At 40.6% G+C, this 13454-nt stretch carries 11 protein-coding genes; 6 read left to right on the forward strand and 5 right to left on the reverse strand.

Annotated elements, in window-relative coordinates; translation table 11 throughout:
* Nucleotides 1-52: 52 nt before the first annotated feature.
* A complete protein-coding gene (locus QVD32_RS09650) occupies nucleotides 53-550 on the reverse strand; it encodes a hypothetical protein (protein WP_021892228.1) in 498 nt (165 codons plus the stop codon).
* A gap of 49 nt (nucleotides 551-599) precedes the next feature.
* The gene (locus QVD32_RS09655; protein WP_021892229.1) at nucleotides 600-1169 is read right to left on the reverse strand and encodes an N-acetylmuramoyl-L-alanine amidase; all 570 of its coding nucleotides are present in this window, start codon (nucleotides 1167-1169) and stop codon (nucleotides 600-602) included.
* 299 nt (nucleotides 1170-1468) lie between these two features.
* On the opposite strand from QVD32_RS09655, the gene QVD32_RS09660 reads away from it, so the two are divergent.
* The 3 genes from QVD32_RS09660 to QVD32_RS09670 all read left to right on the forward strand — a co-directional run bounded on the left by QVD32_RS09660 (nucleotide 1469) and on the right by QVD32_RS09670 (nucleotide 3704).
* Entirely contained in the window at nucleotides 1469-2164 is a 696-nt protein-coding gene (locus tag QVD32_RS09660) for a hemerythrin domain-containing protein (RefSeq protein ID WP_021892230.1), read from the forward strand.
* Nucleotides 2161-2778, forward strand: a complete 618-nt coding sequence (locus tag QVD32_RS09665; protein ID WP_008860693.1) for a response regulator transcription factor — start codon at nucleotides 2161-2163, stop codon at nucleotides 2776-2778. Before QVD32_RS09660 ends, QVD32_RS09665 begins: the two co-directional genes overlap by 4 nt.
* Nucleotides 2779-2921: 143 nt before the next feature.
* The gene (locus QVD32_RS09670; protein WP_008860692.1) at nucleotides 2922-3704 is read left to right on the forward strand and encodes a Cof-type HAD-IIB family hydrolase; all 783 of its coding nucleotides are present in this window, start codon (nucleotides 2922-2924) and stop codon (nucleotides 3702-3704) included.
* 53 nt (nucleotides 3705-3757) lie between these two features.
* Here QVD32_RS09670 and QVD32_RS09675 read toward each other — a convergent pair whose 3' ends face one another.
* The 3 genes from QVD32_RS09675 to QVD32_RS09685 form a co-directional block, all read right to left on the reverse strand.
* Nucleotides 3758-5623, reverse strand: coding sequence for an alpha-L-fucosidase (locus QVD32_RS09675; protein WP_021892231.1), 1866 nt, complete (start codon nucleotides 5621-5623; stop codon nucleotides 3758-3760).
* A gap of 180 nt (nucleotides 5624-5803) precedes the next feature.
* A complete protein-coding gene (locus QVD32_RS09680; protein WP_021892232.1) occupies nucleotides 5804-6520 on the reverse strand; it encodes a LytR/AlgR family response regulator transcription factor in 717 nt (238 codons plus the stop codon).
* The gene (locus tag QVD32_RS09685; protein WP_021892233.1) at nucleotides 6517-7524 is read right to left on the reverse strand and encodes a sensor histidine kinase; all 1008 of its coding nucleotides are present in this window, start codon (nucleotides 7522-7524) and stop codon (nucleotides 6517-6519) included. The genes QVD32_RS09680 and QVD32_RS09685 overlap by 4 nt, the downstream gene beginning before the upstream one ends.
* A gap of 243 nt (nucleotides 7525-7767) precedes the next feature.
* Between QVD32_RS09685 and QVD32_RS09690 the strand changes: the two genes are divergently transcribed.
* The 3 genes from QVD32_RS09690 to QVD32_RS09700 are packed head-to-tail and all read left to right on the forward strand — an operon-like array spanning nucleotide 7768 to nucleotide 13400.
* Nucleotides 7768-8868 (forward strand): efflux RND transporter periplasmic adaptor subunit, encoded by a 1101-nt coding sequence (locus QVD32_RS09690; protein ID WP_021892234.1) that lies wholly within the window; start codon nucleotides 7768-7770, stop codon nucleotides 8866-8868.
* Nucleotides 8869-8877: 9 nt separating this feature from the next.
* Nucleotides 8878-12021: an efflux RND transporter permease subunit gene (locus QVD32_RS09695; RefSeq protein WP_021892235.1), complete on the forward strand. Its 3144-nt coding sequence runs from the start codon at nucleotides 8878-8880 to the stop codon at nucleotides 12019-12021.
* Nucleotides 12022-12038: 17 nt separating this feature from the next.
* Nucleotides 12039-13400 (forward strand): TolC family protein, encoded by a 1362-nt coding sequence (locus QVD32_RS09700; RefSeq protein ID WP_021892236.1) that lies wholly within the window; start codon nucleotides 12039-12041, stop codon nucleotides 13398-13400.
* Nucleotides 13401-13454: the final 54 nt, after the last annotated feature.

Below are 13454 nucleotides of genomic sequence, written 5' to 3' on the forward strand. Positions count from 1 at the left end.
TACAAATAATAAACTTCATTCCTTCTTCTCTATAAGCCTAAAACATCGTATTTTACTTTTTATTCTTAACGGTTTTTAATCTGTAATGCTCTGGTTTAGCAGGGGTATTCATTTGGTCGTCAAGAATAACGACCGTTGTATCGCTTTCTACCCACAAATTGACGGTTTGATTCGAGCCGCTGTCGGGGACTAGCTTGTAAACTTTGGCTGCTTTATCTTTTTTAGTCCCTTTATGTGATAGCTTTTTCCCTTTACTGTTTATTTTTTTTCCGCTTTTCCCATCGGCTGTTATATAGGTTGTTGTCATTTGGTATACGCCATTGACACTGTCTATCTTTTGGGTAATGATTACCAAGTAGTCCATACTGTCTTTTTTCTCGGAAGCTGTCGGTACTGTACCTTCATAAGCGAATACATCTACCAACCCGGTCGAGTCGGTTCCTACGATTTCTACGGCTTCGCCTTCGCCGGTCATCTGATTTTGTTTATTGTTTGACTGGCAAGCGATAAGAGCTGCCACGGCGAATAATGTAAAAACAAATTTTTTCATATCGTTATATATTGGTTTTTCCCTATAACATGTCGAAGCAATAAAAAGTTTACCCGAGTTGATAAAATCGCTTCAAAATTGTTTGAATAGATTCTGCGTGCCAACGGGCTATTTTTTCTCGTCCGCATTTCGATAGAAGTATTTTGCAATCTGCGTAGTTATCCATAAAAAGGTTTTCGGTGAGGAGCGCGGGGCAAACAGATTCTCTTAATATACAGAAATTCTCTTCTTTACAACCTCGAAAACGAAGTTCGGGAAAATGATTTTTCCAGAGGTCTCGAAATATTTCGGCGTATGATTTGCTTTTGTGACTACCTGAATAGGTAAACACTTCTCCACCGCTTCCTCCACCGGCATTCGCATGGATAGAGATAAGTAAACAATCACTTTGTTTGGCGATCGTATTGGCCCGTTTGCTGCGTTCCGATAAAGAAATATCTTCTTTTTCGGGTACTAGTCGGACACAAGAGATACCGGCCTTTTTCAATAGAATTTCTATTCGGGATACGATGTCGCGGTTAAACTCCCATTCGAATAGTTGACTACCGTCGGGCCATATAGGAGACCTCTTTCCTGGTGTGTCGTATCCGTGCCCGTTGTCTAAAAGAATTTTTACCATAGTTCGATTTTATTTGGGTGGACAAATTTAGGGGGCTAAATGTTTATATTTATGGCATAATGATATACAGTAACAACAATTAGGTATGGCAAAGCCCTTATTTCACCTAAAAAGGGGATTGTATAACTCTTGGGAATGCTGTTCCTTTGTCATGTCGAAACAATGATATTTCGCTATATTTGTAGAATATAGGATGCGGTTCGGCAGAGTCAAATCGGAAATGAGGTTTCCGTTTGCCTTTGCGCTCACCTTTGGTTATATTTGTATTTCAATGATACAAAAAAGTAAAAGAAAAAAAGATGTATAAACTCGGAGCATATAATCAGAATAACCGAATGAGCGATTTGGTTTGTGACAATTACCCTGTGTTGTTAGTCATGAGCCGTTTCGGCATCGCGTTGGGTTTCGGCGATAAAAGTATCGGGGAGGTTTGTCGGGAAAATGGCGTACATACCGAAACATTTTTGGCCGTAGTTAATTTATTGTTAGACGAGGGTGATGTCGATGACTATAAAAATGTTATATCTACCGGGGCTTTATTGGAGTATTTACATAATTCTCACGACTATTTTCTGAATTTCAGATTACCGGCTATTCGTTGTAATCTATTGAATGCGATAGATGGAGGAGAGAAAGATATTTCTATTGCAATTCTCCGGTTTTTCGATGAGTATGTAGCCGAGGTTCAGAAACACATGCGGTATGAAGAGAGTACTGTTTTTCCTTATGTAAACTCTTTATTGGCAGGTGTAAAGCCCGATATGTACAGTATTGCGATATTTCGAAAACGACACGATCAGGTTGAAGCGAAATTGACCGAATTGAAAAATATATTGATAAAATATTATCCGGCATCGAGTAGTAATGAGCTGAATAGCGTGTTGTTCGATATATTTACATGCGAACAAGATTTAGCTTCGCATAATTATATAGAGGATTATCTTTTTATTCCGGTCATTCAAACGCTGGAATATAATATAGAAAGAAAAAAATGAAGCCTGTATTAAAAGTCGTCATAGCAGAACCTTCATTGATTATCCGTAAGGGATTATTGACTGTGTTGAAAAAACTGTCGACTCTCAATATCGAAGCGGCCGAAGTTGCCGATATGCAGCAGCTCCCAGCATTATTGTCGTGGCGTAGGCCAGATATATTGATTATAGATCCGGGATTGGCAGGTATATCGTCTATTATACAATTTAAGAAGAGCCTTGAAGGTCTCTCATTGAAATGCATTGCTTTACAGCATTCTTTGGCAGATGCTTCGGTTTTAAAAATGTATGATGGAGTCATCTCGGTGTACGATTCGGCAGAGCAGATTAAGGAAACGTTTGAATCGATGGTGCAGACTTCTTCTGAAAAAGAAGAACGACAAGAACCGCTCACCGAGAGAGAAAAAGAGATTATTATAGGCGTTGTGAAAGGAATGACCAATAAGCAGATCGCTGAAAAATTGTGTTTGTCTGCCCATACAGTCATAACCCATAGGAGAAACATCGCAGGGAAATTGCAAATACATAGTCCGGCTGGATTGACGATCTATGCCATAGTGAATAAATTTGTGGATATCAATGATATAAAAGATTCTATTTATAGCCGTGAGGAGTGATTACTTCGTTATATAAGTTATTTGATGTTGTTTTTGGGAAAATCCGCCTATTGGTTAGGCGGATTTTTTCATGGTGATAAATGGTAGGAAGTTGGTATGATGTAAATTTGTTTCGACTATCTTTGCATTATAAAAAAGAAAGAATGATTAAAGCCCTGTTTTTCGATATTGACGGTACGCTTGTGAGTTTTCATACTCATCGTATTCCTCGTTCTACGGTAGAATCGTTGGAGAAAGCTAAAAAGAAAGGATTGAAAATCTTTATCTCTACGGGACGACCTTTGACTTATATCAATAATCTCGATGATATCAAAAGCCTTATTGATGGATATATTACTACGAATGGTGCTTATATATTGGTCGGAGATAAGGTAATCGCTTGCCATACAATTCCCAAAGAAGATGTTTGTGCAATGATGAAATTTTCCGATGAGCGGAAATTCCCGTGTATATTGGTGGGAGAATCGGCAGCTCTGGTCTATAACACGACTCGAGAAATCGAAGAATTTTTCCATCGGTTGCTCGATTTGAACAATATCTCCGGTAATATCTCTTTGAGTGCTCTTTTGCAACAACGCATTATACAGATGACACCGATTATTACAGCCGAGGAAGAGGCAGAGATTATGCCTTGTTTACCTTCTTGTGAGTCCAGTCGGTGGTATCCTGCTTTTGCCGATGTAACCGCTAAGGGAGTAGATAAAGGAAAGGGGGTGAAATCGGTTGCGAAATATTGTGGTTTTTCCATAAGTGAAGTAATGGCATTTGGCGATGGAGGAAACGATACCAATATGTTGAAAGTCGCGGGTATTGGTGTCGCTATGGGTAATGCCGGAAATTCGCTAAAAAAGGTAGCCGATTATGTGACAACTTCTGTCGACGACGATGGTATAAAACGAGCTTTGGAGTATTTTCATGTAATATAAAAACCGCCCGATTTTATATTATCGGGCGGTTTTCTATATATGATCGGTTGTTTTTACGGTATTACCACACTAAACTCAGCGATAGAGGTCTTTTGGTTTCCGTTTATCTCTTCGATGGGTTCTAATTTCAAGTATCTTGTTTCCAAGACTTTCCCGAATGTGACGAATTGAGGAATAGGATTGTTCTTTATGTTGCTGAATTCACCGTTAAGTATAATGCCTTTCCATTCTTTTCCGTCGTTACTTTGATACAAATTATAGTGGAAAATAGTCCCATCGGTATTCCCTTCTTGTACCGGTGTGTAACAGAACCCTTTTATGCTTCGTATTTTTCCGAGATCGATGAGGATAGGAGAAAGACCGTCGCTGTAAATAGCAGTCTCGATTTTTTTGTCAATAGCTTCTACTGCTTCTTTATCTCCGATAAGACACTCTTGGGGAGTGAAAACCGAATTTTGTGCTTCTTCTGATTTTTCTATAATAGGGTTTGCATAGAATATTCCGGTTCGTAATATGGAGAAATCGGCTCTTGTCCGATTAATAGTCACTCTTAATTTGTCGGCGATAACATCGTCGAATCTCACCAGTCGTTTATATCCTATTGTTGTGCCTTCGGAGATTTTTTTCCATACTCCGTTTATCGAAGCCTCTACGGTAAATGCTTCAATTCGTTGTCCGTTCTGTATATCCTCTTGCAGTAAGAGTGTATTCACGGGAGTCGTAGCCGTTATATTTATCTCGAAGGAATCGCCCTCTTTCCCGGTAATTTTTTCGTGAGAAGTTTTTCCATAATCGGTTGCAAATGTATGGCTTATATATTGAGCCAGTTCTTGCAGCCGTTTGGCGTCGTTTTCATGAATCAACCCCCTTGTGTCGGGAGGAATATTGAGCAGTAAAACAGAATTGTATCCTACCGATTTGAAATAGATGTCCACCAATGTAGAAAGCGATTTTACCTTATCGTCTTCTTCCCGATGATAGAACCAGCCCGGACGAATCGATACATCGACTTCCGACGGGTACCAAAATAATTCGGTCGCTTGTTCTAAAAGGGCTCGACTGCCGAGGTCTTCCGATTTGTTTTTTAAACCTAATACGGTGTTAATACTGTCTGAACGGGAATATATACCGGGAACAAGAGCCGTTGCGCTCCATTCGGTTTCCCGCCCATATCCTTTTTCGTTTCCTACCCATCTTACGTCGTCTCCCATGATAGCCATGACAGCGTTGGGTTGTAACTTTTGTATGGTTTTATAGAACTGATCCCAGTCATATTCTTGTTTTTTACCATTAGGACCTTCACCGCAAGCACCGTCGAACCAAACTTCGTGTATCTCTCCGTAGTTTGAGAGCAACTCGGTAAGTTGTTCGATGAAAAATTTATTGTATTCGGGCGAGTTTCCATAGCAAGATGCATTTCTGTCCCACGGAGATAGGTAAACACCGAATTTGAGACCATATTTGTCGCAAGCCTCTTTCATCTCTTTGACTACATCGCCTTTTCCATCTTTCCAGGGTGATGAAGCGACCGAGTGACTGGTTGTAGCAGTGGGCCATAAACAAAAACCGTCGTGATGTTTGGCTGTGAGAATCGCCATTTTAAATCCGGCATCTTTCAGCGTTTTTACCCATTGTTCGGCATCTAACTGAGTGGGGTTAAAAAGTTTGGGATCTTCCTTCCCGTCTCCCCATTCCCGATTGGTAAAGGTGTTTATACCGAAGTGTAGAAATGCGGTCAGTTCCAATTGCTGCCATGCTAGTTGTTGAGGTGTAGGTGTCAGGTGTGCTGCCATTTCGACTTTTTGTTCGATTGTCGAGCCTTCGGGAAAAACGAGATGTTTTTCGTAATATTGTTTTTTGTTCGACTGACAACCTGCGAATAGAGCACAAATAGTGAGAAAAACACATGTATTTTTCATTGGGTATAAATAATTAGTTTCCGTACAAAGATAATGATTCTATACAAAAAATAAAATACCTGTAAAATGTATGCTTTTGTTATAAAAAAGATAATGAGCGTTTAATAGGTGCATATCAGATTTTATTCGCTTATTCCATAGTAGTTTCCGTTTCCTCGTTTCGTATTTTACCTTGTATTCTTATGGGTTTGGAAAAATATGCCCGGAATTTCGGGAGATAAGTGTGTCATATATGTGATTAGCGTAAAGTCTTCCTATGGGGAGAAATATTTCTTTCCCGATAAGTTTTATTTTTTTCTTGGAAAACATTTCGATTTTTTCGATAGGTACGATATATGAACGGTGAATGCGGAGAAAATTTTCTTCGGGCAAAATTTCTTGAATCGTTTTCATGTTCGTTCGGGACAGTATGTATCCCCCGTTTTCCCGAAAAATTTTAGTATAGTTTTCCATCGCTTCGATATATAGAATGTCATTAATGGGAATTGTTACGTTGGCGTATTCTTGTTTGATAACGATATTCTCGGGGACTTTTTCTGTTTCTATTCTGCGAATGGCTTTCTCGACAGCTTTTTTAAATCTTTCGTAAGCAAACGGTTTGTGTAGGAAATCTACGGCATCGAGGTCGAATCCGTTGAGAGCGTATTGAGCGTGTGCAGTGGTGAATATAAAGCAACACTCTCTGGGTAGAGCGTGAGCGATATCCAGTCCGTTGATACTATTCATTTCTATATCGAGGAAAACCAAATCGGGTTTGTGTCGTTTGATCTCTTCCAACCCAATACGAGGTTCGCTGAATGTCGAAAGATCCAAATTTCCAAACCGTTCACAAAATTGAGTGATGACAAGTAAAGCTAGAGGTTCGTCGTCAATGGCTATACAAGAAAATTTTTTCATTGTAGTCGAATAGTTAGTCTGATTTTATATTGTCGGTTTTCTTGGACAGTCGTTAAATTAAAACGACCCGGATAGAGCAATTCTAATCGCTTGCGGCAATTTTCGATGCCGATAGCAGGGGTCTTTTCCTTTTTTTCTTTCATGACCGTATTTTCTGTTTCGAAAAGGAGTTGTCCGTTTTTCACTATAATTCTGATGAGTACAGTGCAATCTATATCGGAAGATGTACCGTATTTAAAAGCGTTTTCCACGAATGTAATAAGAATCATAGGAGGAATTGGAGCTTGGTCATCGTCGGTTTGCGTTTCGAAAGAAATGTGGGTATGTTTATTTAGTCTGAGAGCTTGTAAATCGACATATTGGCGAATATAATCTATCTCGTTACAAACGGGAATGGTTTCTGATGTAGTTTGTGCATACATATATTTGAGAATGTTGGAGAATTGAATGAATGCCGATTCTGTTTTATCGGATTTGGTCAAAACCAAACCATATAATGCATTGAGTGTATTGAATAGAAAATGAGGATTGATTTGTGCCTTGTAAAGAGCCAATTCCGCTTTATTCTTTTCTGCTTCGATTTCTTGTTTGGACAGAATTTGGCGAAATAGTTCGAATGTCAGTTCTATGGCGAGACTGAATCCGGTGACGATGAGAAAGAAAAACCATACGGTTTGTGTTCGCATGTGCTGTCGTATACCCAAGTCCAGAGAAGAAGTGGAAAACTTGTCTTTTGGAATAGGTATCTGGCTGAGTCCCCATGTGATTATCAATAGAGCCGCTATAAGAAAAAAAACTTGTCCGAATTTATGTCTTAAAAAAAGTGAGGGTATGTTGGCTTTGCGGTAAGTAAAATAAAGGGCATATAAGTAAACGATCAATGTTAACATGAAATAGGTGTGGTGTATGATCCATTTTTCCACAGGAGCTAACATGATGATCACTGGTAGTATAACCAAACAAAAAAGTAAGTCTATGTATGTACTGATACGAGTCTGCCTCATATTTTCATTTGTGTGTCGGTTTATATTGAAGGGAGAGTAGTCGTTGAAAAATTTCTTTTATGACAAAGGTAGAGCTTTCTTGTGAATTTGTCAATTGTCATCATTTGCTGTTCGGCATCACTTTTTAGTCGTTTATCAATACATGTTTATCTGGTAGCAATATAATTTATAAATTTGAGAATTACTTTTCGGGGTAACGAAGATTAATCGCAAATTAAATAATCATCACATAAAACAGTAAAAATGAAACAATTTATTATTGCTATGGCTGTATTGTCTATGCTCTCGGCATGTAAAGAATCCCAACGAAGAGAAGGCACAGCAATGTACAAAACAATTACCGTAGAACCGACAAATAGGACTTTAAAGTCGGGATATACGGCGACACTGCGTGGACGCCAATTTGTAGAAGTACGTCCGCAAGTAAGCGGAATTATTACCGAAATAAAGATAAACGAAGGTGATGCCGTTCATAAGGGACAAACACTTTTTATCATAGATCAAGTGCCTTATAAAGCAGCTCTTGAAACTGCTGTGGCTAATGTGAAAAGTGCCGAAGCCAAGTTGGCTACGGCTCGACTTTCTGCTGAAAGCAAGGCCGAACTTTTTAAAGAACAGGTCGTTTCTGAATTTGATCTTCAAACGGCAAAAAATGAATTAGCCGAAGCAGAAGCTGCTTTGGCCCAAGCGAAAGCACAAGAAACAAATGCTCGTAACGATCTTTCATATACAGAGGTTAAAAGTCCGGTAGACGGTGTCGCTAGTATGATTCCTTATCGGGTGGGGGCTTTGGTGAGTAGTACTATTTCCGAACCTTTGGTATCGGTGTCTGACGATCAAGAAGTGTATGCCTATTTTTCCATGTCGGAGAATCAAATTCTCGACTTGCTTCAACAATATGGTTCTCTGCAAAAGGCGATGTCGCAAATGCCTGACGTAGAACTTACATTGAGCAATGGTAAGGCTTATGTACAACAGGGTAAGATTGATGCCATTAGTGGAACCGTCGATGAAAGTACCGGAGCAATCAGTTTGCGAGCCTCTTTTTCTAATCCCGACGGACTGTTACGTAACGGTGGAAGCGGGACGGTTCTTATTCCTACGGTAAGAAAAAATTGTATCGTTATTCCTCAGACGGCCACTTATGAGTTACAAAATCGGGTATTCGTTTACAAAGTTGTTGAAGGAAAGGCGAAATCTGCTCCGGTCGAGGTATTTAAATTGAATAACGGTACAGAGTATATCGTAGAATCGGGTCTTAATTCGGGAGATGTCGTTATTGCCGAAGGAGCCGGATTAGTACGAGAGGGAACGATAATAGAAAGTCAGACGACCCAAGAATAACGTGTTGCCATGAAAATAAAAGTATTTATAGATCGCCCCATATTGGCGGGCGTTATATCCGTCGTGATACTCATTATTGGATTGATAGGTCTTTCCCAGTTGCCCATAGAACAATTCCCGGAGATAGCTCCTCCTACGGTTAGTGTTTCGGCCAGTTACACAGGGGCTAATGCCGAAACTGTGCAAAAGAGTGTGGTCGTACCTTTGGAAGAAGCTCTCAATGGAGTGGAGAATATGATGTACATGGTTTCATCATCTACGAATACTGGCTCTGCGAGAATTACAATCTATTTTCGTCAGGGTACAGATCCCGATATGGCGATGGTCAATGTACAAAATCGTATAGCTAGTGCTCAGGGGCTTTTGCCAGCCGAGGTTACGCGGAGTGGAATTACGGTTCGTAAACGACAGACGAGCAATATTAAAGCATTGGCTCTTTATAGTCCAGATAATTCATTCGATGAAAGTTTCTTGAACAACTATTTGAAAATAAATATTGAACCCCGTCTTTCTCGTATAGCTGGCGTCGGCGAGGTGAATGTGATGGGAGCCGATTATTCGTTGCGTATTTGGCTCGATCCGGGTAAGATGGCAAAATACGGGTTGGTCCCGACAGATATAACGACGGTTCTCGATGAACAAAATTTGGAGGCTCCTACCGGGACTTTGGGTGCGGAGTCGGAAAATACGTTTCAATATGTATTGAAATACCGGGGGCGTTATGAAGACGAGAAAGATTATGAAAATTTGGTAATCAAGTCTCTTGCCAGTGGAGAAGTGTTAAGATTGAAAGATGTTGCTCGGATAGAGCTGGGTTCCCGTACTTACACTTATATTGGAGAGGTGAATGGACATCCTGGCTCTAACTGCATGATCGCGCAAACTTCCGGTTCGAATGCGAATGAGATTATTGAGGAGGTAGACAAAGTCGTAGCCGAAATTTCAAAATCTTTGCCTAAGGGTATGGAGTTGGTAGATTTGATGAGTTCCAAAGACTTTCTCGATGCTTCTATTAAGAACGTGATAAAAACATTGGTCGAAGCTATCCTTTTGGTGATATTTGTTGTGTATGTATTTTTGCAAAGTATGCGTTCGACGCTCATACCTTCTATTTCTATCATTGTCTCTCTGATAGGTACGTTTGCTTTCCTTTATGCGGCCGGTTTTAGTCTGAACATGTTGACTCTGTTCGCACTGGTGTTGGTAATCGGGACGGTAGTCGACGATGCGATAGTTGTGGTCGAGGCTGTACAGGCTAAATTCGATGAGGGATATAAATCTTCCTATTTGGCAACCGTCGATGCAATGGGAGGTATAACGTCTGCATTGATTACGACCACTTTTGTTTTCATGGCAGTGTTTATACCTGTTTGTTTCATTGGCGGTACGACCGGAACGTTTTATACGCAGTTCGGTCTCACTATGGCAGTAGCGGTAGCGATCTCAATGGTCAATGCGTTGACTTTAAGTCCGGCATTGTGCGCTTTGATTATGACCCCTCACGTGATTGGAAAAGGAGGCAAAATGAGTTTTTCTTCTCGTTTCCATATGGCATTTGATACGGCATTTCATCGTATCGTGATGAAATATAAAACAGGAGTGTTTTTTATGTTTAAACATAAATGGTTAGCTGGTGTATTGTTGGTAATTGCTGGCGCCGGATTGTTTATTTTGATGAAAACGACGAAAACCGGACTTGTGCCGCAGGAGGATATGGGAACTATTTTTGTAGATGTACGTACTTCTCCCGGAACGAATTTGGAGCAAACTAAGGTTGTAATGGACGAAATCGACAGGCGTATCAAGGGTATTCCTCAGGTTCGTATATTCTCTAAGGTGACAGGTAATGGTATGATTAGCGGTCAAGGGGCATCGAACGGCATGTTTATCATTCGTTTGAAACCCTGGGACGAACGGACGGACGATGAAGATGAAATAAATGCTGTTATCAATGAAATATATAAACGTACAGACGATATATCTTCGGCACAGATTATGGCTTTTGCACAACCGATGATTCCTGGCTATGGCGTGAGCAGTGGATTTGAAATTTATGTGCAGGATCAAAAGGGGGGTACGATTGAGGATTTGTTGAAATATACGCGTCAGATGATCGACGCTTTGAATGCTAGACCCGAAATCGCACGTGCCACGACTTCGTTCGATACTAAGTTCCCTCAATATTTGGTCGAGGTAGATGCTGCCCGCTGTAAACGTAACGGAGTATCGCCGTCGGAAGTGCTGAATGTATTGTCGGGATATATAGGAGGAAACTATGCATCGAATATGAACCGTTTCTCGAAATTATATCGAGTGATGGTGCAGGCTTCACCGGAATTTCGGTTAGATACGGAAGCATTAAATAATATGTTTGTCCGTAATTCAGATGGTGAAATGTCCCCGGTTAGTCAATATTTGACACTGACTCGTGTGTATGGGGCTGAAACGCTGTCTCGTTTTAATCTTTTTTCGGCTATTAGTGTTAACGGCACACCTGCGGCAGGGTACAGCTCGGGACAAGCTATTCAGGCAGTTCGAGAGGTCGCGGAAGAGACACTTCCCGAAGGCTACGGATTCGAGTTCGGAGGAATGTCTAGGGAAGAGGCATCGTCGGGTAGTACCACTACGTTGGTATTTGTGATATGTGTTGTGTTTATCTATTTGATTTTATGTGCTTTATATGAGAGTCTTTTCATTCCCATCGCGGTAATTCTTTCCGTTCCTTTTGGTTTGGCCGGAAGTTTCTTGTTTGCTAAAATGTTTGGCTTGGAAAATAACATCTACTTGCAAACCGGACTAATCATGTTGATAGGATTGTTGGCGAAAACGGCGATTTTGTTGACAGAATATGCTTCGGAACGTCGTCGGCATGGTATGACAATTACCCAAGCGGCAATCTCGGCAGCTCAGGTTCGGTTACGTCCGATCCTTATGACTTCGCTTACCATGATATTCGGTATGTTACCTATGATGTTTTCGTCGGGTGTAGGAGCTAACGGGAATATTTCTATCGGTGTAGGAACTGTCGGTGGTATGTTAATCGGTACGATAGCTTTATTGTTTATTGTTCCTGTGTTGTTTATCGTATTCCAAACTTTACAAGAAAGATTAATGCCGGAACGTAAGTTACCCAAAATTGAAGAAAATAAATAAACTTGTGAATCATTGATATGAAAAGGATAATTATAGGTTTGTTATTATCGGCCGGATTGAGCGGTTGCCACATATATAGGACGTATGAACGTCCTGAATTATCGGGAGTCGATAGTCTGTATCGAGTTCCGGCAATGACAGAAGATACGATGTCGCTTGCTGATTTTTCGTGGAAAGAACTTTTTACCGATACGGTTTTACAGCAGCTTATCGAAAAAGGAATAGCAAATAATACCGATTTGAATATAGCTCGATTGAAAGTGCGTGAAGCAGAAGCTTTGTTGACCTCTTCTAAGTTGGCGTATTTGCCTTCCGTTTCTCTTACTCCGCAGGGAACAATTAAGAGTATAGAAGGAAATAGTCCGACTAAGACGTATAATTTGGCTGCATCGGCCGATTGGGAATTAGATATATTCGGACGTCTCACTAATGCCAAACGAGAGGCAAAGGCTGTGTTAGAGCAAAGTCAAGCATATAAGCAAGCCGTCCAGACTCAGTTGATCGCTACGATCGCAAATAGTTATTATACACTGTTGATGTTGGATAAGCAACTCGATATTAGTAGACGAACGGCCGAGATATGGGCAGAGAATTTACGCGTTATGAAGGCTTTAAAGAAAGCGGGGCAAACTACTGAAATGGCTGTTGCTCAAATCGAAGCGAGTAAATTGTCGGTCGATGCTTCTTTATTGTCATTAGAACAGCAAATTACCGAGGTGGAAAATTCTTTATCGTCTTTATTGGGAGTAGTTCCTCAGAGGATAGGTCGTTCGACATTGGATATGCAGTCCTTTCCCGATACTTTATCGGTAGGAGTACCTTTGCAGTTGTTGCAGAGGCGTCCAGACGTACGCCAAAGTGAAGCTGCATTAGCCGAATCTTTTTATACGACAAATCGGGCTTATTCAGCTTTTTATCCTGCCATTACGCTAAGTGGTTCGGCGGGGTGGACGAATGCAGCCGGAGCTATTATTTCTAATCCGGGGGAATGGTTGTTTTCTGCGGTGGGGGCATTGGTACAACCGCTTTTCAACAGAGGACAGAATATAGCTAATTTGAAAGTTGCAAAAGCTCGACAAGAGGAGGCTTTACTCACTTTCCGCCAGACACTCCTTAATGCTGGAACAGAAGTAAATGATGCTTTGTTACAATGGCAAGTTGCACGCCGACGATTGGATTTGGATCGACAGCAAATTATTTCGCTTCAATCGGCAGTCAGGAGTTCCGAGCTGCTGATGCGTCATAGTTCACAGAACTATTTAGAAGTACTTACCGCACGCCAGACCCTTTTGGATGCCGAGTTATCGGCCGTATCCGATCGTTTTGAAGAGATACAGGGAGTTATTAATCTTTATCATGCGTTAGGCGGAGGATATTAGGTAAGAAATAATTTTATTATAATAAATGACTCACCCTAAAAGTTCGAACTTTTA

It is taken from the genome of Barnesiella sp. (assembly GCF_022723415.1).
Classification (GTDB): Bacteria; Bacteroidota; Bacteroidia; order Bacteroidales; family Barnesiellaceae; genus Barnesiella; species Barnesiella intestinihominis.